A 23,280-nucleotide genomic window follows, 5' to 3' on the forward strand; every position below is an offset into this window, starting at 1 on the left:
TCAGTAGCAATGTATAAACGTGCTATTAACCATCAAGGGTGGTTGGCAACGGACGTGGTAATGAGTCATCTGGTTTTTCTTCCAACCAATCGATTTTCGACATTTTGCGAATCACCACGAACTCATCACGGTTACAACCGACAGTGCCATAGTAGTTAAAACCGTAAGACTGCTGCGCATAGCTGCCAATCATGTGCGTCGGTTTTAAAATAGTACGGGTCACTGAGTTGTGAATACCACCGCGAATACCGGTTTGCTGCGAGCCCGGTACGTTGACCAATTTTTCTTGGGCGTGGTACATCATGGTCATGCCTTCTTTGACGCGCTGACTAACGATGGCACGCGCGGTAATGGCACCGTTGGCGTTAAAGACTTCAATCCAGTCGTTATCGACGATACCGGCTTTTGCAGCATCGACTTCTGATAACCACACACAAGGACCGCCGCGGCTCAATGTCAGCATGAGCAAGTTTTCAGAGTAAGTACTATGAATACCCCATTTTTGGTGCGGTGTTAAAAAGTTCAGCACGATCTCTTTATTACCATTGGGCTTGGTATTTTGGATAATCTCCGTCGTCTTGGTGTCGATAGGCGGACGATACTGCTGCATTTGCTCACCAAACGCCTGCATCCAAGGGTGATCTTGATAAAATTGCTGACGACCGGTAATCGTACGCCAAGGAATCAGCTCATGGACGTTGGTATAACCGGCGTTATAGCTCACTTCATCAGATTCAATACCTGACCACGTCGGGCTTGAGATGATTTTGCGTGGCTGCGCAACGATATCTTTAAAGCGAATCTTTTCATGCTCACTGGATTTCGCCAAATGCGTATGGTCGCGACCGGTAAATTCAGACAATGCTGCCCAGCCTTTAACGGCGACGTGACCATTGGTTTCAGGAGCCAGCATCAAAATCATCTCAGACGCATTCACCGCGGTATTTAGACGAGGACGACCTTCAGAGATACCCGGCTCAGTAACACGGTGGTTTAAATCCCCCAGTTGTTTGACCTCGGTTTTCATGTCCCAATTCAAACCTTTTGAGCCATTGCCCAGTTTTTCTAAAGCCGGACCCATAGAGGTGAATTTCTTATAGGTATTGGGATAGTCACGCTCAACGATTTTAATCATCGGGCAGTTTTTACCAGGAACTGGTTTTTCGCCAGCGGTTTTCCAGTCGGTGCCACCAAATGGCTGCGCAAGCTCGCCTGGGCTATCATGCTGCATAGGCAGAGTAACCACGTCGGTTTCCACGCCCAAATGACCTTTTGATATCTCAGAGAAGCTCTTAGCAATGCCTTTATAAATCTCCCAATCCGTTTTAGATTCCCAAGCAGGGTCGGTGGCGGCGGTTAATGGGTGAATAAACGGGTGCATGTCTGAGGTATTCATGTCGTCTTTTTCATACCAAGTTGCGGTCGGCAGGACGATATCAGAGTACAAACAGGTCGAGGACATACGGAAATCAAGTGTTACGACCAAATCAAGCTTGCCAGTAGGGCCTTTTTCTACCCAATCGACTTCTTTTGGCTGCAAATGACCCGTCGGGTTTTCTTCGTTAAGCAGACCGTTTCTGGTGCCCAAGAAGTAATGAAGCATATATTCATGACCCTTACCTGATGAACCCAAGAGGTTTGAGCGCCAAATAAACATATTGCGCGGGAAGTTCACAGGGTTGTCTGGAGACTCACAAGCAAAGCGTAAGCTGCCGTCTTCTAATGAGTCGACCACATACTCTTCCACGTCTTTACCGCTGGCTTTTGCGGCGGCGGCTATGGTCAATGGATTACGGTTGAGCTGCGGCGCTGATGGTAACCAACCTGCGCGCTCTGCTTGGATGTTGTAATCAAGCATGTGCTCTGGGAAGAATTTTTTATTGGCATTTGGCGAGAGAATCTCATGAGCTGAGATGGTTTCATGACGCCACTGTGAGCTGTGCTCATAAAAGAAGCTGGTACCGGCCATTTGGCGCGGTGGACGATGCCAATCAAGGGCAAAGGCAAGGGGTAACCAACCAGTTTGTGGGCGCAGTTTTTCTTGACCAACATAGTGCGCCCAGCCGCCGCCAGATTTGCCGATACAGCCGCACAGCATGAGCATATTAATCACGCCGCGATAGTTCATATCGAGGTGATACCAGTGGTTCATACCCGCACCGATGATAATCATCGATTTACCATGGGTTTTATGAGCGTTTTCAGCAAACTCGCGAGCCACTTGAATCACGCGCTCACGGCTAAGGCCGGTAATCACTTCTTGCCAAGCTGGCGTGCCCGGTACGCTTGCATCGTTATAATCATCGGTGACGTGCTCGCCGCCGACGCCATTGTCAACACCAAGGTTGGCCACGGTTAAATCAAATACTGTCGCAACGATGGCGGTGCTGCCATCGGCAAGGGTAATGGTTTTGCAAGGGACGGTTTTTTGCTGGATAGGCTCGCCTGGTACCGAGGTAAAATGCGGATGATCCACATGACCGAAGTAGTCAAAGCCCACGACACAAGTCTCAGCGCTGTCTTTTAAGGTTAGCGTCAGATCGATATCTTCACCTGTGGTACCGTTTTTTTGCTCAAGATTCCACTTGCCTTTTTCGCCCCAACGGTAGCCGATTGAGCCCAGCGGAGAGACCAATTCGCCGTCATTATTTAAGGCAATGGTTTTCCATTCAGGATTGTTTTCTTGACCCAAATCATCGACCAAGTCAGAAGCACGCAGGTAGCGACCCGCACGGCGCGCGCCATCTTCACCTTCTAGCATTACAAGCACCGGCAAATCGGTATAACGTTTGGCGTAGTCTAAGAAGTAATCGCTTGGCTGTTTGAGATAAAACTCTTTGATAATGACATGACAAAACGCCTGCGCCACTGCCGCATCGGTACCTTGTTTAGGATTGAGCCATAAGTCGGTGAGCTTAGAGATTTCTGCATAGTCAGGGGTGATAGAGACGGTTTTCGTGCCTTTATAACGTACTTCGGTAAAGAAATGCGCATCTGGCGTCCGCGTTTGCGGCACGTTTGAGCCCCAAGCGATGATATAGTCAGAGTTGTACCAATCGGCTGATTCTGGTACGTCGGTTTGCTCGCCCCAGACCATCGGTGATGACGGAGGTAAGTCACAATACCAGTCATAAAATGACAAACAAACACCGCCGATAAGCGATAAATAGCGGCTACCAGAGGCGTAACTGACCATCGACATCGCAGGAATCGGTGAGAAACCAATAATACGGTCCGGCCCAAAGGTTTTGGCTGTATAAACGTTACTGGCAGCGATGATTTCGTTGACCTCTGCCCACGTCGAGCGGATAAAACCACCAAGACCACGCTTAGATTTATACTGTTCAGCTTTGATAGGGTCTTGAACGATACTGCCCCAAGCATCGACAGGGTCAGGATATTGAGCTCTGGCTTCGCGCCATAATTTTAGTAGGGGTTTACGTACCTTTGGATATTTCACACGGTTAGCAGAGTACATATACCAGCTATAGCTTGCGCCGCGAGGGCAGCCGCGTGGTTCGTGGTTTGGTAAGTCGGGGCGGGTTTCAGGATAGTCGGTTTGCTGGGTTTCCCACGTCACCAAGCCGTTTTTCACATAAATTTTCCACGAGCAAGAACCGGTACAGTTGACGCCATGCGTTGAGCGCACGATTTTGTCATACTGCCAACGGCTACGATACACGTTTTCCCAGTCACGAGACTCATCACGCGTCTCGCCATGCCCATCGGAAAATTCGCCCTGTTTACGTTTAAAAAAACGGAATTGGTCGAGTAAATGGCTCATTTCGCTATCCTCTGTTTTATTGCCTATGGTGTATCTAAAGCTGAGTGCCGCATGCTGGTATCGTCGTACTTGATTCGATATTGGTATGCACCTAAGCCGTAAATATTATTTCAATAGCGTCATTTTAAGTAAGCCATAGCACCCTTACTATCCGCTAACATGAGCAGAGCACTACCACCTTAGTAGTAGCTGCTAAAAATAAATGCACTGGAAATTAGAGGCTAAATAGCTGCTCAGTGACGGCGTGTGACGCTGATTGTTAAGCCAATCATGAGCAGTAAAAATTTAAAATAAAAAAAGTGCTACTTACATGGGCAAGTAGCACTTTATAGATTTAGTTTTGCTTGTATAAAAGTCGCTTTAAAGGACTTATAACACAGCCGTTTTAGCAAGGTATCTCAGCATTCGGGCGGCTGTAATACCACCAAGTTAATGCAATACAGAGGACATAAAAGGTGATTAAAGAGATAAAGGTGCCATCGATACCCAGCCCTGAACCGAACATTTTTGGCACAAAGAAAGCGCCATAAGCGGCAACCGCTGAGGTAAAGCCGACCACTGCTGCTGACTCTTTACGTATCTCGACAAATAACTCTTCTGTACCCGCTTTTTCAGGCTCACGGCGGTCATGAAAGGTTCTAAAAATAACCGGAATCATGGTAAAGGTTGAGCCGTTACCGATACCGGTGGTGATAAAGAGCACCATAAAGGAGATAAAGTAGCCGACAAAGCTGCCGTCACTGGTCTCACTAGGTAAGAAGTACATCACCGCTAGTACCGCTAGTACCATCACGATATAGTTCCAAAACGTGACCTTTGCGCCGCTGGTTTTATCAGATATCCAGCCCCCTAATGGGCGAAATAACGCGCCAACCAAAGGCCCTAAAAAGGCAAATTTAAGTGCGTCAATAGCAGGGAAGGAGTTTTTAATCAACATCGGGAAGGCGGCAGAAAAGCCAATAAAAGAGCCAAACGTCGCCATATAAAGGATACACATAATCCAGTTATGTTTGCGTTTAAAGATAACCGATTGGTCTTTGAACGACGCTTTAGCAGTGGCGATATCGTTCATGCCAAACCAAGCCAATGCCGTAAATAGCAAGATAAAGGGTACCCAAATAAAGCCTGCATTTTGTAGATAAAATAATCGACCGCTGTCAGATACTTGTGGATCGCCGCCCAAGCTACCAAAAGCGCCAATTAAGATAATCATCGGTACCACAAACTGCATGACAGAGACGCCTAGATTACCCAAACCAGCGTTTAGGCCAAGCGCTGTACCTTGTTCGGCTTTTGGATAAAAGAACGAAATATTGGACATAGACGACGCAAAGTTACCACCGCCAAAGCCGCACAGTAGGGCGATAATGGCAAATATAATAAACGGTGTATCAGGGTTTTGTACCGCAAAACCCATCCATAACGCGGGTATTAATAAAGATAAGGTGGATATCGCTGTCCAACGACGTCCACCAAAAATAGGTACCATAAAAGAATAAAAAATCCGCAGCGTCGCCCCTGACAGCCCCGGTAATGCAGCCAGCCAAAATAGCTGTCCGCCATCAAAATCAAAGCCAATCTCTGGCAAGCGCACGATGACCGCGCTCCATACCATCCATACTGCAAACGCCAATAGCAAAGATGGAATAGATATCCATAAATTTCGCGTGGCGACTTTTTTGCCGCCGCCTTGCCAAAACTCTTCTACTTCAGGTCGCCAGTCAGTAATGAGCGTACCACCTTTGAAGTTGTATTTATTGCCCATACTCTTCCTCACTTATTGTCTTTATAAAAAATAAGTATTTATAAAAAATGATAACTCACGGTACTTTGTTATCGGGATAATGAGTATTCATACATAGTGGTATACTGATGGCTAAAAGGGGTATAGTAGTAATAGAATTATTACCAAAAGTTTGGTTTTTTAATGATTAATAAGCGCATTTGTTATTTTGAATACGGATGGTTTTGAATGTCGACGGTTTTAAAATGAACGACTCTAATAGTGTTATTTATCCCCTGTTTTCGCTAATTTGCTAGGTGAATGCCATTCATGAGGTCTAAACAACACAGACAGTCTTTATCGCTGCATGCTTGGGGCGCTATTTTGATCATAGCCACCTTAGCGGTGATGTCTACGCTAGGAAGTGGCGCGCTGGCATGGGTAGCAAGGTCGGATGCTGAGGCCATTAATGTGGCAGGTTCGGTGCGTATGGCAACTTACCGACTCAATTTTCAGATAGCCACGGATTTTTCAGATGACCATCCTTTTAGCCCAAGTTTACATGTCGGACAAAACAGCGTAGGCGATAAAACCAATGCGCAGAGCGCCAAACAGGATAAATTAGACTTTGCCAATAAAACGACCGCTGAAAAGATAGATATTCTCAGCCGCGATATGGAAAACCGTCTCGAAGAATTGCAGGTCTATCAGCTGACGAGCGCCAATCGACATGTGCGCATCAATGAGCAGCTTAAAGAGATAAAAGAGCAGTGGTATCAAGATTTAAAGCCAGCATTATTGGCGCAAGATAAGCAAGGGTTTTATAGCGTCTCGTCGCGTTATATCGAAGATGTCAATGACTTCGTCGGTGAGTTGCAATACCGAAACGAGCAGCGCCAGACATGGCAACAAAACTTACAAATCCTCTCATTGCTGCTTATCGCTATTATCGTATTAATCGGCATGCGCCGTTTGCAAAAATCGATACTGCTGCCCATTCAGCAATTGATTAAAGCCAATAACCAATTCAAACGAGGGCAGACTCAGACGCGTGTGTCCATCAAGGGCTACCGAGAATTTGAAGTATTGGGCAGCTCTTTTAATGACATGGCGGGCACGATTGAAACCTATCAGCGCTCGCTTGAGAGTGAAGTACAAATAAAAACCCAGCATTTGGTTAAAGCCAATCAAGTGCTATCGCTGTTTTATGACTTTTCAAAATCGCTGACCACCAGCCAAGTGAGCTTATATCAGCTCGATGACTTGATTGCAGACTTTAGCAAAGCGCTGCCGCATTTAGAATTTACCTTGTGTATTCAAAATAAATATATCACCAATAAAAATGCTATCGTGCTGCACGGCGAAAAAATGAAAGAGCTATGCAAAAAGCTGAGCTGTGAAAGCTGTGGCATTAAAAATGGCGAGCATACCAAGTCTTATCCTATCGTCCATCAGCAAGAAACCTTTGGGGAATTGCGCGTACGACCAAAGTCGACGCTGGTCATGAATCGCTCTTTTGTCACTGATGGCGACGATAATGCTGATAATCATAGCAATATAACGGCAGAACAGCGTATTCAAATGACCGAAGCGGGCAGCATTTTCCCGTTTGTCAGTGCCGAGTTGGATGCACAAAATGACGAGCTCATCGTGGCGCTGACCAATTTAATCAGTACCGCCTTATCACTGCGCAAACAAAGACAGCAAGAGCATCAGCTGATTTTGTTTGAAGAGCGCTCAACCATTGCCCGTGAGCTGCATGATTCCTTGGCGCAGTCGTTATCTTATTTAAAAATCCAAGTCAGCGTCCTTGAGCGACATCTAAAAAATGCGGGTAGCGAGCCAGTACAAGCGCCTGTTTATCAAAACATTGAGCAGATAAAAATAGGTTTGGGTTCCGCTTATCAGCAGCTAAGAGACTTGTTGGTGACGTTCCGCTTGACCATTGATAATGATAACTTTGATGAAGCACTACGTGATGCTGCCAGTGAGTTTGCCTCAAAAGGCAATTTTAATATGACCGTGCACAATCGGATTATGACGCTCAATTTAAGCGCCACTGAACAGATAGATTTGATACAGATTGCCAGAGAAGCACTATCAAACATCAGCCGTCACGCCAAGGCAAAAAATGTAGAGATTCAATTGGCGTACGAGGACGGCGATAAATATATCGTCATGAGTATCATCGACGATGGCGTTGGCATGTCAGGAAGTGTCGATCAAACCCAACACCACGGCCTCATCATTATGAAAGAGCGCGCCCACAACATCGGCGGCGAGCTTATTGTCACAGACAATCAACCGCAGGGTACCATCATCACGGTCAGATTTGCGCCCAACTTCTTTGATGAAAAAAATACCCAAGACGCTTATTTATAATCGAATAAAATTACGCTTTTAGATAATAGATTTATCATTTTCGCTGTTTTTACTTTGCCATTTTTTGTTTTTTTAAGCAGTTTTTTTGAGTAAGAGAGTTTTTGTACCATTTTTTCTAATTTGTGAGTATGTTATGAGCACTAAAGTTTATACCAGCATGTCGCCTGCGCGCCTACTATTGGTCGATGACCATCCGATGTTACGCCGCGGTATCTCTGAATTACTAAGCCTTGAGGACGATGTCGAAGTCGTTGGCGAAGCCAGTAACGGTCAAGAAGCATTGGCATTTTTAGAAAATAACGACGTGGATTTGGTGATACTTGATCATAAAATGCCAGTACTGACCGGTATCGAAACCTTACGAGAAATCAAAGCCAGAAATATCAATACCAAGACCGTGTTATTCACGGTTTCAGATAGCGGCGAGGATGTCCAAGAGGCATTGAAATTGGGCGTCGATGGTTATCTACTAAAAGATATGGAACCTGAGCTGATTATCATTGATATCAGAAAAATCCTGCGCGGCGAGCTGGTCATTAGTCCAAACCTTGCCTCGATACTTGCCCAAACCTTGCGCACACCCAGTATCGAAGATATCGCCAGTAATTTGACCAGCCGAGAGCTGCAAGTGATTCAGATGATTGCTGAAGGGCTGAGTAATAAAATGATTGCCAACAATTTGGATATTGCCGAGTCGACAGTAAAAGTCCATGTCAAACATATTCTCAATAAAACGGGTCTGCGCACGCGTGTAGAAGCGGCGGTGTGGACGGTTAATCATTTATCTAAATAAAGGGAGCTTTAAGCGTGCCTTGCTTATCCATTACTTCCTTGTTCATTAAAAACTTATGGATTTGCGTGTATGATGGTTGTCGTTTATAAAGTTGCCTAGAAGTATAAACGAAACATGTAGAGGATTGAAAGGCACTACAAAACCGAATACCTGCTGTAAGGATTTATGATGACATCTAACTTATTTGACCAAAAAACCGCTCATGCGACTGCTGAGGTCACTATTTGTAAAGACAGTGATTTGCGCGTCCTGACCGATAACTTACGGCAAGCGCATGATGTCATAAAAAATGACGCAGGGGAGTGGGTGTTGTTACGCCATGCAGATGTAGTGGCGGCGGCTTTAGATGATGAGCGTTTTTCTAGTCAGGTGTCGCGTTTTTTGCAAGTACCCAATGGTTTGGACGGCGCAGAGCACGAGCATTTTAGGGCGCTGATTGATGGCTACCTTAGTAAAGAAGCGCTGATGGATTATGTCCCTGTTTTTGACAAGGTTGCAACAGAATTAATGAGTGAGCTACCAAAAGGTAAAATGCTCAATGCAGTCGTTGATATCGGCGCGGTATTTGCGGTCCGCGCCCAATGCGCGTGGCTTGGTTGGCCTACTGAATTAGAACCGAAACTTTTACAGTGGATGCGCGACAATCACAGCGCTACTCGCTCAAAAGACGACGTAAAAATGGCACAAGTCGCGCAAGACTTCGATGATATTATCCGCTCGGTGTTACAGCCGTACCGCAATACTGACGAAGTGACTGGCATGTTTAAAGCGAGCACTGCTGAAACCAACACTGCTGGAAACAATATCGCTAAAAATAATATCGCTAAAAACAGCCTTGATATGAATAGCGTCACCGCTCAATTGTGCCGTGAGCGTATCGATGGGCGTGAGCTGAGCGAAGCCGAACTGGTTTCTATTTTGCGTAATTGGACTGGCGGCGATTTGGGGTCTATCGCTTTGTGTGTCGGCGTTATCATCGCTCATATTGTCAAGCATCCTGAGCAAGTAAACTTCTGGTCGCAGGCTGCTGATAGCGAACTTGAGGCTATCATCGACGAGGTATTACGAATTGACGACCCTTTCGTCTCAAACCGCCGTATCACTACGTGTCCCGTTTCCATTGGCGCGCATAAGCTACCCAAAGGCGCGCGCGTACAGTTAAACTGGACATCAGCCAATCGCGACGAAGCGGTGTTTGGTGATAACAGTTTCGATCCTCAAGAGCATGCCGCTGCTAACGTGGTTTATGGTATTGGCAAGCACGTTTGCCCGGGGCGCCTGCTTGCTACTTGGCAGCTTAGAATTGCTACTCAAGCACTATTAGCCCATTTCACAGATATCACCTTAGCGGCAGGTTTTTCTTTAGAGCGTGAGCAGCCACCATTGGGCGGTTATAGTCATGTGCCTGTGGTGCTAGCTTAAATCGTTTTAGGTTAAATTATTTTAGAAAAAATTACTCTGAGATAAATATCGCCCCCATTAAAAAACCCACTTAACGTTTGCTAAGTAGGTTTTTTTTCGGTAAAAAGCTATTATGAATAATTAGCCTTGTTCTGCGGCAATCTGACGATCGACAGAGGACATTTTATATTCATCACCAAAGGCGTCTTCGGGCTCTGCCAACCAGAAATAACACACAATCCATGCGACAAATGCGCCAACTGCAATGATATAAAAGAACTGATTGGGCTCTACAAAGGTATAAATGAATAAGTAAAATACCGCGCCCACGTTCCCATAAGCGCCTGCCATACCTGATATCTGACCGGTCAGACGACGTTTAATCGAGGGAATGATACCAAAGGTCGCGCCTTCGGCTCCTTGTACAAATACCGAGCACAAAATGGTAAACACCACGGCGATAAATAACGGCCACTCGGCATTAAGCACGCCCATCAGCACAAAACCAATGCCGATACCAAACATATAAACCAACATCACCAAACGGCGATTACCGATTTTGTCAGAGATATAGCCGCCAAGTGGCCGCGCCCATAAGTTAACAAAGGCAAAGGTAGAGGCAATCAAACCAGCCGCCGTTGGATCAAGTTTCCAAGTTGCGGCAAAGAACATCGGCAGCATAGAAACCACCGCCAGTTCTGCACCAAAGTTAGCAAAATAGCTGACGTTTAGCGCCGCTACCGATTTAAAGGGGTATTTATCATCTTCTGGAATACCGGCTTTAATCACAGGTACGTTAACGCTAATGGCTTTATAGATTTGGTAAATGACCATCACTATAATGACGCTATAACAAATAATACCGCCAGTGGCACTTAAAAACCCCATCGCTTGGGTACGATACACCAGCAGCGATAAGACGCCGTATAAAGGAATGATAAATAAGCAATATAACCACAAATCCTTCCACGTCGATACTTCTAACGCGCCCGCTTTGCGAGATTTTTTATGCGTACCAACTTCTGGCCCATCGGTAATCAAAAACCAATAGGCCACGCCGTATAAGGCCATTAACAAACCTGATAGCGCAATTGCCCAGCGCCAGCCATCGTCGCCGCCAAAGAACTGCAAAGCAACGGTTGGAATGGTAATCGCCGCCGCCGCTGAACCAAAGTTGCCCCAGCCAGCATAAAAACCTTCGGCAAAACCGATGTCTTTTGGCTTAAACCATAAAGTGGTCATATGAATACCGACGACGAAACCGGCTCCGACGATCGACATAAATAAGCGCGAGACGAATAGCTGGGTTGCCGAGTTACCAAACGCAAAAAACCACGTCGGTATCGCCATCACGACCATCAGGATAGAAAACACACGCCGCGGACCAAAACGGTCCAATGCCATGCCGACGATAACCCGCCCAGGAATCGTTAGCGCGACGTTGGCGATTAAAAATAATTTGATGTGGTCAGGGGTCAGATAGCTTTCTGTCTGTAGCATCGATGTTGCCAGCGGTGCCATATTAAACCAGACATAAAAGGTGAGGAAAAAAGCAATCCACGTATAGTGCAGCGCCCTGATATCACGGCGCTCAAGCTCAAGTAATTCTTTGGCATGCATAATAATGTCCCCATTATAAATTCTGATGCTGGTAATGGATACAAAATAGCAATAATGGGGCAGCATCACCATTGAGCGAAAGCAGTATAGGGCGTAGTTTGTATACTACTTATGGACAGGGCGACCGTTAATGGGGCGGCGATCGCATTTAAGGTGTTACATTTTTATAGATAGTCAAAACATACAAAGCTAGTAAAAGCTTTTAAAAGGTGCTATTTTATATTAATGATAATTATTCTCAATTGCGCACTTAACTGCATATTGGTTTTAAGGCAGATTGAGATAAAAATCTATACTCAGCAAACCAGCTAAGGAGTTATCATGAGTTCTGATACCCAAACCAATCCTAATCCCGTCATTCCAAGCCATTGGAAAATCAAACGTTCGACACACTTCTTCACCAAAGATAAAGTACCCAATGCTTTATTGACCCATCACAATACGGCTGAGGGCGTTTACGGCCAAATCTGCGTCATGCAAGGTACGGTGACTTTTTATGGTTTCGCTGACGAAGCGGCCACTGAGCCAGAAAAAACAGTCGTTATCAACGCCGGACAGTTTGCGGTCAGTCCACCGCAATATTGGCACCGCGTAGAGTTAAGCGATGATGCTCAGTTTAATATCAACTTTTGGACAGAAGGCGATACTGGCAATAAATCGATGTTTAACAGCTCGAAAATCCATAGTAAACCTATCGAAAAGTTATTTGATAAACCAGAGGAATCTTAATATCCAGCGTTATAACCAACTAGCGTTATTAGGCTATGACAAGCGCTTTTGTCGTGGCACAATAACGTTAAGTGTTTATATGATGAATATCTACCTCTAGGAATCGAGTATGTCACCTTCTAGCAATCAGTCTACCCATAAAAATACGGGTATCGATACCAATACTGAATCGCCAAGTTACCGAGCTGTTATCAAATCACTTGCTGATACCAAGACGTGGTTATTTGTGCCAGCAACGCGCATAGATCGGGTAGAAAAAGCCTTTGCTAGCGGGGGAGATGCAGTGATTGTTGATTTAGAAGATGCGGTTGCGCAAGCAGACAAGGCCCAAGCTCGTGCGGCATTAAAAGCCTACTATGCTGTTGAGCATGAGGCGCAAGGCTATCGCCCGATTTGGCTACGTATCAATCAAGCGAGTAGTGCTGAATTTGCCAAAGATTTGGTGCTATGTCAGCAGTTGCCAAAGCTGGCAGGCGTCCTATTAGCAAAAGCGGAGCAGGCAGCAGATATAGAGAAAGTTAACCAAGAAACGGGTCTGCCGGTGATTGCGGTGATAGAAAATGCTATTGGTTTATACCGTGCCAACGACATGGCAAAAGCGCGTGGTATGGTGGCATTTAGCTACGGCTTTTTAGACTTATGTAACGATTTGCAGGTACAGGTGGGCACAGCATCAGCGGATATCATCGCCAATCAAATTCGCTATCAGCTTATTTTAACCTCAAAAGTCCATCAACTGCTCGCACCGATTGATAGCGTGTATGTGGACTTTAATGACAGCGCGGGTCTGCACAAACGCGTACAACTATGGTCGCAAATGGGCATGTCAGGCATGCTTTGTATCCATCCTAAGCAAGTCGATATTGTTAAAGAAGCCCTGCAACCAACTGAGAGCGAGATTGAATTTGCGCAGCGGGTAGTCGCAGAATACGAAAGCAGTGGGCAAGCCATCTTTAAGATAGACGGTAATATGGTCGATGCGCCGGTGATTGAGCGCAGTTATCATCTGCTATCAAATCGTCTGAGTAATTAATAAGTGTTCCTAATAAAAAACTAGACAACTTTGAACTGACCCCCATAAGTCGGACACAACTTTTGGGGGTCGGTTCACTTCCATTATCTGGTTTTTTTATGTTTTTGCATTAGGTATAAGTAATATTTGGTTATAAATGAAGGACTTCACTCGTGATTTGATAAAAGTGAACCGCGCAGTTTATAAGAAACATAAGAATAAGCAAAAATAACTCTTAACATTCATATTAAATGAATGTTAAAATGTTTCCAATTTGATGCTAGATGTAAATATACATCAAATAGGTTTAGCGCATGAAGCGATAAAATCTATTCATTAACTCTAATGTCATCAAAGATTTAAGCCTTTAATCCCAGCTTTTATTGTACTTTATTCTTAATCCCAAGACTAAAGTATCACTCAGGCAGCAGGCTTAATATTCACCAGATGATTGATAGATTTATCGTAACAGGCAGCGGTATTAATCATTTATGGAATTATAATTGCGCTTATAAAAATTCATTTAAAATGAATGTTAAGCGTTCAGTTTATCTATCTAGCCAGTAGGAGCAAGATATGGGCGAATATAAAAAGTATTGGTGGGGCTTAATCGCCGTCCTCGTCATTACCTTTACCTTTTTAGGTTGGGGCGGCGTGGAAGTCTATCGCACCGCACCTCCTATCCCTGATCAGTATATTGATAGCAGCGGAAAGGCATTAATCACAGAAGAAGATATTTTAGATGGTCAATCTGCTTGGCAGCGCACGGGAGGACAGCAGCTTGGCTCGATACTTGGACATGGTGCCTATCAAGCGCCTGACTGGACAGCAGATTGGTTACACAGAGAGCTTGTGGCGTGGTTAGATATCCGGGCGCAAGAGTTATATGGACATGATTTTGCCGCGGCAACGAATGATCAAAAAGCGGTACTTAGCGCGCAACTGAAAAAAGAATATCGTGGCAGCAATACCAATGCTAACAATCAAGTGGTACTGTCAGATACGCGTATCGCCGCTATTAATGAAGTCGCGCCTTACTATATCGGTCTCTACGGTAATGAGCCTTCATTGCAAAAGTCGCGTGAAAATTTTGCCATGAAAAACAATACTTTGGCAGATATTGAAGACAGACAAAAACTGACTAACTTTTTCTTTTGGACCACTTGGGTTGCGTCTACCAACCGTCCGGGTACTGATGCGACATATACCAATAACTGGCCGCATGAGCCTTTAATTGATAACGTCCCAACCTCTGAAAATATCATGTGGTCTATCGCCAGTGTGGTGTTCTTAATCGCTGGGGTTGGTTTTCTTATTTGGGGCTGGTCGTTCTTACGTAAAGAAGAAGACGTCAAAGAAGCAACGGCAAGTTCTGATCCATTAACCAAAGTGGCGTTAACACCGTCACAAAAAGCCTTGGCAAAATACGGTGTACTAGTCGTTGCTCTATTCGTATTTCAGGTATTTATTGGTGGCTTTGTCGCGCACTATACCGTTGAAGGGCAAGAGTTTTATGGTATCGCCGTATCCGATTACTTCCCGTATTCGTTAGTACGTACGTGGCATATTCAGGCAGCACTATTTTGGATTGCTACTGCTTTCTTGATGGCAGGCTTGTACTTAACGCCACTTATCAATGGCGGTAAAGACCCCAAATACCAGAAATTGGGCGTAGACATCCTTTGGGTGGCATTAATACTCGTGGTTGTAGGCTCATTTGTTAGTCAGTACTTTGCGATTGCCGGTATTATGCCTGCAAAATACAACTTCTGGTTTGGTCATCAAGGCTATGAATTCATTGACCTTGGTCGCTTCTGGCAGATTTTAAAATGGGTTGGTATCTTATTCTGGTTGGTATTGATGACCCGTGGCTGTTTACCAGCGCTTAGAAGAAAAGAGGGCGGTGATAAAAATTTATTGGCCATCTTCTTTGCATCAGTCGTTTGCGTGGGTTTATTCTACGGTGCAGGCTTGTTCTACGGCGAGCGTACCCACTTAACCATCATGGAATACTGGCGCTGGTGGGTGGTACATTTATGGGTAGAAGGCTTCTTTGAAGTATTCGCCACCGTCTCACTCGCATTCATTTTCTACAACTTAGGCTTGGTCAACAAAAAAATCGCCACCGGTTCTGCCATCGCTTCAGCAGCCCTATTCATGCTTGGCGGTGTCCCAGGTACGTTCCACCATTTATATTTCTCTGGTACAACCACACCAGTCATGGCAATCGGCGCGTCATTTAGTGCTTTAGAAGTGGTACCTTTAGTGGTGCTAGGCTATGAAGGTTATGAGCATTGGTCTATGCAGCGTCAAGCGCCATGGATGAATAAGCTTAAATGGCCTATCATGTGTTTCGTTGCGGTCGCGTTCTGGAATATGTTGGGTGCAGGGGTGTTCGGCTTTATGATTAACCCACCAGTCTCATTGTTCTATTTACAAGGGTTAAATACTACCGCCACTCACTCACATGCTGCACTGTTTGGGGTCTATGGCTTCTTAGCAATCGGCTTTGTATTACTGGTCATGCGCTATATCCGTCCTGATTATGTGTTTAGTGAAAACCTTATCAAAACTGGTTTTTGGGCACTAAATGCAGGCTTGGTATTGATGATTGTCACTAGCTTATTACCGATTGGTATTTTCCAAGCGCACGCGTCAATGACCGAAGGTCTATGGTACGCACGTAGTGAAGGCTTCTTACAACAAGATTTCTTAGTAACACTGCGCTGGATTCGTACCTTTGCTGACGTGATCTTTATTACTGGTGCGGTTTGTGTGGCACTGCAGGTCGTCAAGTTTGCTTTTGCCAAACCCTCACATGCAAACTATCAACCTGATAGCCCTGTAAATTCAGATAACTTACCAACCAACACCGTACATTAAAAGGTAAAAATAGTAAAATCAATTAAAAGCAAAAGAAGCTCTGCAATGGCAGGGCTTTTTTGTGGCTAAGCAAGAAGGAGTTTGATACTGACCTCAAAGTAATAGCCGTCTTTTACCGTAATAGCTATTTTACCATTGTGGGCATTGACAATCGCATGCACAATTGACAAACCTAAGCCCGACCCTGCATGCATTGATAGAGTTTTATGATGGCGATAAAAACGCTCTGATAATTTATCCACCTCTGCTTGCGTCATCGGGGCGGTTAGACGGTTAGTAAAGGAGATTTGCAGGTATGAGGCTGGCATGCCTGATGAAGATAAAACCTGCCTATTTTCTGCAACCTTATCCGTAACAATTTTGCCATTAATATGAATAATACTATCACTGGCGGCATAATAAACGGCATTGGCAATTAAGTTAGCAAACAACCTTTGCAATAGGCTTGCATCGCCAAGTATGGTTTTAAAGTCACCTGTTTTTTTAAAGGTGATAGCGCGGTCTTCGGCTATCCATTCATAATACTCCATCATCTTAGTCAGCAGTAAATCGCTATCTACGCGGTTAAACTGCGAATGAATCAAGCCTTTTTGCGTTTTTGCCAGTAGCAGCATGTTGTTAATGAGGCTCGATAGTTGCGCTAAGGTGTCATGCTGATGATGCAGCTGCTCGATATACTCATTGCTGGCTCGCGGTTTGCTGAGCATGACTTGGGTTTGGGTGCTGAGGGTGGCAAGCGGCGTGCGCAGCTCGTGGGCGATATCGTCTGAGAAGCGCGACAACGTTTCAAAGTTATGCGCGAGCTTAACCATCATTGCATTATAGGATTCTGCAAGCGCTCGCAATTCACTGGGCATATCCGCTATCACAATTCTATCGTCGAGCTGGTCGGCATTGATACGGCTCATTTTTTGCCGAATGGTCGCAAGCGGTGCAAAGCCTAAATGCACACTAAAAGCGGCGATAGAGACTAAAAGAAAGGTAATGGCGATTAAGATAACAATCAGCTGACGGTTAAATTGCGCCAAATACTGATGATGAACATCGACGGGTAGGGCGATGAGTGCTAAGCGGCTGGCGTGCTGAATGACAATAGCGCGATAATGGCGGTCGTTAATTTTTAGATCGAACGGCTGTTCGTGATGTTTTTGCCACAACGCTTTGACCGCGCCATGATGACTCGACTGATTGATAAAACCAGTTGGCACACTGATAAGCACTTGCCCGTTATTATCGGTAATCACGGTTTTGACTTCATAGTCGATACTAGCGTTCTGTAAAGCGAGCGTCTGCTGAGAAAGTGGCTTTTTCTTAGTGTTACTAGTGTCAACTATGCTATTGCTATCCATATACTGGCGTAAATTAAACGCCGCATGGGTCAAAATCTCCGCATCCATTTGTTCAAAATGGTCATTAACCGAGCGCTGTATCCAGACATACAGAAATATCTGAGTGACGATGACGCACAAGCTTAAAAGCAGGATAGTGCGCCACAATAAAGATAGGCGACCATCCGTCGCAATCGGCGTCATACTATTTAATGATCGTAACATTATCGGCGCTGTCATTGGCATCATCATCTATATCTAGCCGATAACCCATGCCGCGCACCGTATGAATCAGCTTGGTATCGAAATCGTCATCGATTTTAATCCGCAAACGCCGTATCGCCACGTCGATCACATTGGTGTCGCTATCAAAATTGATATCCCAGACTTGCGAGGCAATCACAGAGCGCGGTAGCACCTCACCTTGGCGCTCAAGAAAAAATTGTAGTAGCGCAAATTCTTTAGCGGTTAGTTTAATAATCTGCTCGCCGCGTGTGACGGTACGCTTAGCAATATCCATTTTTAAATCGGCAATTTGTAGCACTGTGTTGGCGTAATCGGTTTGATTGATGCGGCGCAATAGGTTTTTGATTCTGACCAATAATTCAGCAAAGGCAAAGGGCTTGGTCAGATAATCATCGCCGCCGATTTCTATGCCTTTTACGCGGTCGCTTAAATCATCTTTCGCGGTCAAAAACAGCACTGGCGTCAGTTTGCCCGCCGCCCGATAATTGCGTACCAACTCAAAACCACTCACATCAGGCAACATCACATCCATGATGACCACATTAAAATCCTCAGTCATCAAAGCATGATAGCCACCAAGTCCTGTGGTTTGGTGCTCAACAATAAAGCCTGCTTCACTCAAACCTTTTTTAATATAATCACCAAGTGACAGCTCATCTTCGACCAATAGTATTTTCATAGCGTAATCGTGCCCGTTATTTATAATTTTTATGCGATTGCATCATATACAAGTTGCAAACCTCCAATCATAGAGCAATGCCAGCGCTATGCCTATGCCAGATGGCTAAGATGACAACATTGTCATCTTAGCGTCATCTCATTGTCAGGCTGATACTGCTATCATTTTTGGATAAAAATCAACAAGATTAATTTGCGCTATATAAAGCAATGCGTGCAAACAAAGACAGTACAAACCGAGTATACGCGGATGTTGAGTCTGCTAAGCAGTGGTTATAAGCTCATAAATACAATGAAAAACCTTTTAGTCATTGGCTAGCCTTTAAATAGCCTAAGCAATATAAATTAATAAAAAAAACATAAACAACGTAGCGGGAGACTACCTTATGCAGCATTCAAAAGAAGAAAAAATGAACCCGTATATCAGATTTTCATTGATGATTTTAACATCGACCATCGTCATGTATATCATGATGTATTTTAATACTTATCAATGGGATCACGTTTATTTTAGCGAAACCAGAGCTTATATGGCGCTATATATGGGCGCCGCTATGTCGGTCATCATGTTGGCGTTTATGAGCCATATGTACAAAAAAACCAAAGTCAATCTTATGATTTACGGGCTGAGCATCGTGATGTTCGCCGTCGGTCTTTGGGGCGTCAGATCCCAAGCGACCGTTGATCAAGTTGACTGGATGCAGGCGATGATACCGCACCATTCGATTGCTATCTTGACCAGTACCCGCGCCGATATCGACGACCCGAGAGTGCGTAAACTTGCCGATGATATCATCGAGGCGCAAGAGCGCGAAATTGGCGAAATGCAAGAGCTGATCGAAGAGCTTAAATAAATTAAAGAAATACATTAGCTTAGACGCTTAAAAACCCTAGAAGTTAAAGACCTTAGTTCTTAAAGCGCTAGGGTAAGTTAAGAATTCACTAAATATTTTAATAAATGCTCTTAGTTAAATGGCTGTATTTAACGCAGTCATTTAGCTATTTTTTTTCGGCAAATTTTCCTTAATTTGCCATTTTTATGCTTTATTTAAATAAAGGATACACCATGAAAATTATTAACCATTCACGCCTAGCATTGCTTAGTGCTAGTATCAGTGCTGCCTTGCTCATCAGCGCCTGTCAGCCTGCAAATGAAGGGGCTGCTAATAAAAACGCTGCGCCTGCTACAGAAGAAGCAATCGTCACTGATACGACAACCGACACAGTAACCAGCCCGCACGCCAATCATGATATGGCAGCGATGAGCACAGATACTGAGCACATGTCGGTGACGCATAAAGCGTACAATGATTCGATGGTAAAAATGCACGATGCGATGATGGTTGGGATGAATTACAACGATCCCGATGCCGCGTTTGCCCAAGGGATGCTCGGTCATCATGTCGGTGCGGTTGAAATGGCGGAGATTCAGCTAAAATATGGTACGGATAAAGAGATGCGTCAGCTAGCGCAAGAAATCATCGACGCCCAACAATCTGAGATTGAGCAGATGCAAAACTGGCTGGCCAGTCATCCTGATGCAGCTGAAGCCATGCCTGATACCAAAGCCATGCAACAAGCCTACGCTGATGGGATGGATGCTATGCACGATGAGATGATGGCGGGTATCGCGAACCCTAAACCTGATATGGCGTTTGCGCGCGGTATGTTACCGCATCATAAGGGGGCCGTTGATATGGCGGAAGTAGAACTAAAATATGGCAAAGATGCCGAAATGCGTCAGCTGGCGCAAGCGGTTATCGACGCGCAGCAGGCTGAAATTGAGCAAATGCAAAATTGGATTGCCAAAAATGGCGGTTAGTATTTTTATATAAAATGCGATGTTGGTTTAATATAAAAAATCTGTTCCTTAAATTAAAAAATCCAGCTAAGTAATCTTAGCTGGGTTTTTTTACGAATGATAATTTCTTAGATTTTAAACAATGATGGCATGCTATTAGACATTTTTACCATGCTGCTTTTGCTGAATGTCTTTTGCCAAGTTATAGCATTCATTGATATGGTCGGTGGCGATTTTTTTGAAAATCATATAGCCCATGGTCGCGGCGACCATTTGTCCACCTAAAGGAATGAACTTAGTCACTTGTTTGGCGGCAATACGACCACCGAAACCTTGGACGGTCTTTTTCACGATACCACGTGTCGCCATTAGTCCTGCAAAATCAACCGTACGGTCTTTTAGCGCTTGCCAATGGATGGCGCGTGATTCTAAATCAACGGCAGATTGACGCCCTTCAATCAGTCCAAAACGCTCACTGATCTCAGGTAGCAGGACGGTCAGCATGCTGGCATCAACTGCCACATCAAAAAATGGAATAGGTACAATAGCGACACCAGCAGAAAGCTTGGCGCGTTTTTTGACCAATTTTTCGCAGTCTTTTTTGACTTTATCTAGGTCTAAATTAGGGTCGATGGTATTAGGCAGTTTTTCAGCGGTTGGGGTGGTTTTCATAACGCGTCCTTAAAATGTTTAAAAAACAGAAAGTCATTAATATAGTAAAAGCAAATATGGCAAAAATGATGAGTATCTTATAATTTTCAAATAAGTCATCTTCGCATAACTCATCTTGAATGTTTACCATTTTATGGCTTTATAAGCGCCATACAATCATTGCTTTGTAGCAAAATGCAGAAAATTGCAGGCTCTCTGCACCGTTTTTGTAAATAAAGGGCAGGTTGGCAAGCAAGAGTTTAAAAATTCGTCATCAGTAACCTTTATTTTTCCTACATGATACGTCATATAAATTACGCCATAAGGTATAATTGGGCAATCGCCAAACCTAGACGATAGTGCTAAAAATTCCCATTGTGGCTATGTGCCAAAGTCAGTAGAATAGCACCATGCTAAATTTAACCCCCCGTTATACCTGCACTCGCATCGACGAGTTGCCCGCCGCGTTGCAACCACTGGCCGCCCAATCATTTACCCTTGCTAGGCTTTATGCCGGTCGCGGTATCACTGCGCCTGATGAGCTTGAAACAGGACTGTCTGGTTTATTACCTGCTGAAATGCTGCATGGCGTCACCGAAGCGGTGCGTTTGTTAGATGTCGCCATCGACGAAGGTCAGCGTATATTAATCGTCGGTGATTTTGATTGCGATGGGGCAACCAGTACCGCATTGATGATGCGCGCGCTGACAAAGATGGGCGCGGTGGTTGATTTTTTAGTACCTGACCGTTTTAAATATGGCTATGGTCTAACGCCAGAGATTGTTGAATTAGGTATCAAAACTTATAAGCCCGACATGATTGTGACGGTCGATAATGGTATCTCAAGCCATGACGGCGTGGCGCGGGCGCAGGCTGATGGCATCACTGTCATTATTACTGATCATCACTTAACCACCAAAGAAACACCGCCCGCCGAAGCAGTGGTCAATCCCAATCAGCTTGATTGCAACTTTAGTAGTAAAGCCTTGGTTGGCGTCGGCGTGGCGTTTTATGTGCTCGGACGCTTGGCGAAACTGCGCCGCGAAGCAGGCAAGTCTAGCGTGCAAGTCAGCCAATATTTAGATTTGGTCGCGCTTGGGACGATTGCCGATGTGGGTGTACTTGATAAAAACAATCGTATTTTAGTGCATCACGGTCTAAACGCCATTCGCCAAGGTCGCTGCTCGCTTGGGATATTGGCACTGCTTGAACAAGCAGGTCGCGACCCAAAACAATTACAGGCGCAAGATTTTGGTTTTGTTTTAGGTCCGCGTATCAATGCTGCGGGGCGCATGGATAATATGCGCATCGGTATCGAATGCTTATTGACCGATGACTGGAGTACCGCCCAGCGTTTGGCTCAAGAGCTTGAGCAGCTTAATCGTACGCGCCGTCATGTCGAAGGTGAGATGCGCGCGCAAGCAGATAGCATTGTGCAAGCGTTAGCTACTGCTGACTCTAATGCTAAGAATGATGCTGACGAGAGCGATGAAACTCTTATCCAGCCTAAAACTGAAAAGTCGGCTATTGATAATCAAAACCGCAGCATCATTTTATATCAAGACGATTGGCATCAAGGGGTTATCGGTATCGTCGCTGGTCGTTTAAAAGAAAGTCACTATCTGCCCAGTATCGTTTTTGCGCCAGCGGATACAGAACGCACGGGTGACGACGATGCCATCAAAGGCTCGGCGCGCTCTATCGCAGGCGTGCATATTCGTGATGCGATTGAGCAAGTGGCCGAACGTTACCCTGATTTAATCAGCCACTTTGGTGGTCATGCTATGGCGGCAGGTTTAACCATTAAACGGCGTCATTTCGATGGCTTCGTAACCGCGTTTAACGAAGTGATGGCGCAGATGGATGAGGAAGTCTTTGCCGAGCAGAAATTTACCGACGGACCCTTGCAAGCGGCTGACTTTAGCTTGTACTTTGCAGAGCATCTAGCGAATGCCAGTATATGGGGTCATGGCTTTGCGCCGCCGATATTTGACGGCGTATTTGAGGTATTGAGCTTTAAGATATTAAAAGACAAACATCTTAAATTGTCGTTACGTTATCCTGAGGTGCAATATCCAATTGAAGCAATCCAATTTAATTTTGATAGTAGTGCTTGGGATTACCGCGCCGAAAAAGTGCATGTATTATTTCAGCTAGACATTAACGAGTGGAACGGTAAACAAAGCTTGCAGTTGATGGTCAAAGATTTGACGCTGGTAAAAGAGACAGTAGAGGAAAGCGAGTAGTTG

At 44.9% G+C, this 23,280-nt stretch carries 15 protein-coding genes; 9 read left to right on the plus strand and 6 right to left on the minus strand.

Annotated features, from left to right (window positions below):
* Positions 1-25 precede the first annotated feature (25 nt).
* Both JFC07_RS01150 and JFC07_RS01155 read right to left on the minus strand, forming a co-directional pair.
* Positions 26-3,784: a nitrate reductase subunit alpha gene (locus JFC07_RS01150; RefSeq protein WP_191690526.1), complete on the minus strand. Its 3,759-nt coding sequence runs from the start codon at positions 3,782-3,784 to the stop codon at positions 26-28.
* A 385-nt stretch (positions 3,785-4,169) separates the two neighbouring features.
* Complete coding sequence (locus JFC07_RS01155) at positions 4,170-5,549, minus strand: NarK family nitrate/nitrite MFS transporter (RefSeq protein WP_191690528.1); 1,380 nt, start codon at positions 5,547-5,549, stop codon at positions 4,170-4,172.
* Positions 5,550-5,837: 288 nt separating this feature from the next.
* On the opposite strand from JFC07_RS01155, the gene JFC07_RS01160 reads away from it, so the two are divergent.
* The 3 genes from JFC07_RS01160 (at position 5,838) to JFC07_RS01170 (ending at position 10,104) form a co-directional block, all read left to right on the plus strand.
* Positions 5,838-7,889 (plus strand): histidine kinase, encoded by a 2,052-nt coding sequence (locus JFC07_RS01160; protein ID WP_198327887.1) that lies wholly within the window; start codon positions 5,838-5,840, stop codon positions 7,887-7,889.
* 133 nt (positions 7,890-8,022) lie between these two features.
* The gene (gene narL / locus JFC07_RS01165) at positions 8,023-8,682 is read left to right on the plus strand and encodes a two-component system response regulator NarL (protein WP_191690532.1); all 660 of its coding nucleotides are present in this window, start codon (positions 8,023-8,025) and stop codon (positions 8,680-8,682) included.
* 165 nt (positions 8,683-8,847) lie between these two features.
* Positions 8,848-10,104, plus strand: a complete 1,257-nt coding sequence (locus tag JFC07_RS01170; protein ID WP_227678201.1) for a cytochrome P450 — start codon at positions 8,848-8,850, stop codon at positions 10,102-10,104.
* A gap of 120 nt (positions 10,105-10,224) precedes the next feature.
* Here JFC07_RS01170 and JFC07_RS01175 read toward each other — a convergent pair whose 3' ends face one another.
* Positions 10,225-11,703: an MFS transporter gene (locus JFC07_RS01175; RefSeq protein WP_191690535.1), complete on the minus strand. Its 1,479-nt coding sequence runs from the start codon at positions 11,701-11,703 to the stop codon at positions 10,225-10,227.
* Positions 11,704-12,024: 321 nt separating this feature from the next.
* Here JFC07_RS01175 and JFC07_RS01180 point away from each other — a divergent pair, with 321 nt between their 5' ends.
* The 3 genes from JFC07_RS01180 (at position 12,025) to JFC07_RS01190 (ending at position 16,327) form a co-directional block, all read left to right on the plus strand.
* On the plus strand, positions 12,025-12,432 hold the full coding sequence (locus JFC07_RS01180) for a TehB family protein (RefSeq protein WP_144297173.1): 408 nt from the start codon (positions 12,025-12,027) through the stop codon (positions 12,430-12,432).
* 109 nt (positions 12,433-12,541) lie between these two features.
* Positions 12,542-13,465 carry an HpcH/HpaI aldolase/citrate lyase family protein gene (locus JFC07_RS01185; RefSeq protein ID WP_198327888.1) on the plus strand — a complete coding sequence of 308 codons (924 nt, stop codon included), beginning with the start codon at positions 12,542-12,544 and terminating at the stop codon, positions 13,463-13,465.
* A gap of 555 nt (positions 13,466-14,020) precedes the next feature.
* On the plus strand, positions 14,021-16,327 hold the full coding sequence (locus tag JFC07_RS01190; RefSeq protein ID WP_191690539.1) for a nitric-oxide reductase large subunit: 2,307 nt from the start codon (positions 14,021-14,023) through the stop codon (positions 16,325-16,327).
* Between the two features lie 65 nt (positions 16,328-16,392).
* Here the strand turns inward: JFC07_RS01190 and JFC07_RS01195 are convergent, their stop codons facing one another.
* Together JFC07_RS01195 and JFC07_RS01200 are read right to left on the minus strand one after the other, a co-directional pair.
* Positions 16,393-17,880, minus strand: a complete 1,488-nt coding sequence (locus JFC07_RS01195; protein WP_227678203.1) for an ATP-binding protein — start codon at positions 17,878-17,880, stop codon at positions 16,393-16,395.
* Positions 17,861-18,580 (minus strand): heavy metal response regulator transcription factor, encoded by a 720-nt coding sequence (locus tag JFC07_RS01200; RefSeq protein ID WP_198327889.1) that lies wholly within the window; start codon positions 18,578-18,580, stop codon positions 17,861-17,863. The genes JFC07_RS01195 and JFC07_RS01200 overlap by 20 nt, the downstream gene beginning before the upstream one ends.
* 385 nt (positions 18,581-18,965) lie before the next feature.
* Here JFC07_RS01200 and JFC07_RS01205 point away from each other — a divergent pair, with 385 nt between their 5' ends.
* Both JFC07_RS01205 and copM read left to right on the plus strand, forming a co-directional pair.
* On the plus strand, positions 18,966-19,433 hold the full coding sequence (locus JFC07_RS01205) for a DUF305 domain-containing protein (RefSeq protein ID WP_225211589.1): 468 nt from the start codon (positions 18,966-18,968) through the stop codon (positions 19,431-19,433).
* A gap of 212 nt (positions 19,434-19,645) precedes the next feature.
* Positions 19,646-20,401: a CopM family metallochaperone gene (copM, locus tag JFC07_RS01210; protein WP_191690543.1), complete on the plus strand. Its 756-nt coding sequence runs from the start codon at positions 19,646-19,648 to the stop codon at positions 20,399-20,401.
* A 135-nt stretch (positions 20,402-20,536) separates the two neighbouring features.
* Here copM and JFC07_RS01215 read toward each other — a convergent pair whose 3' ends face one another.
* The gene (locus JFC07_RS01215; RefSeq protein ID WP_068408032.1) at positions 20,537-21,052 is read right to left on the minus strand and encodes a hypothetical protein; all 516 of its coding nucleotides are present in this window, start codon (positions 21,050-21,052) and stop codon (positions 20,537-20,539) included.
* A gap of 389 nt (positions 21,053-21,441) precedes the next feature.
* Between JFC07_RS01215 and recJ the strand changes: the two genes are divergently transcribed.
* Positions 21,442-23,277: a single-stranded-DNA-specific exonuclease RecJ gene (recJ, locus tag JFC07_RS01220; protein ID WP_191690545.1), complete on the plus strand. Its 1,836-nt coding sequence runs from the start codon at positions 21,442-21,444 to the stop codon at positions 23,275-23,277.
* Positions 23,278-23,280: the final 3 nt, after the last annotated feature.

It is taken from the genome of Psychrobacter faecalis (genome assembly GCF_016107575.1).
Taxonomy (GTDB): domain Bacteria; phylum Pseudomonadota; class Gammaproteobacteria; order Pseudomonadales; family Moraxellaceae; genus Psychrobacter; species Psychrobacter faecalis.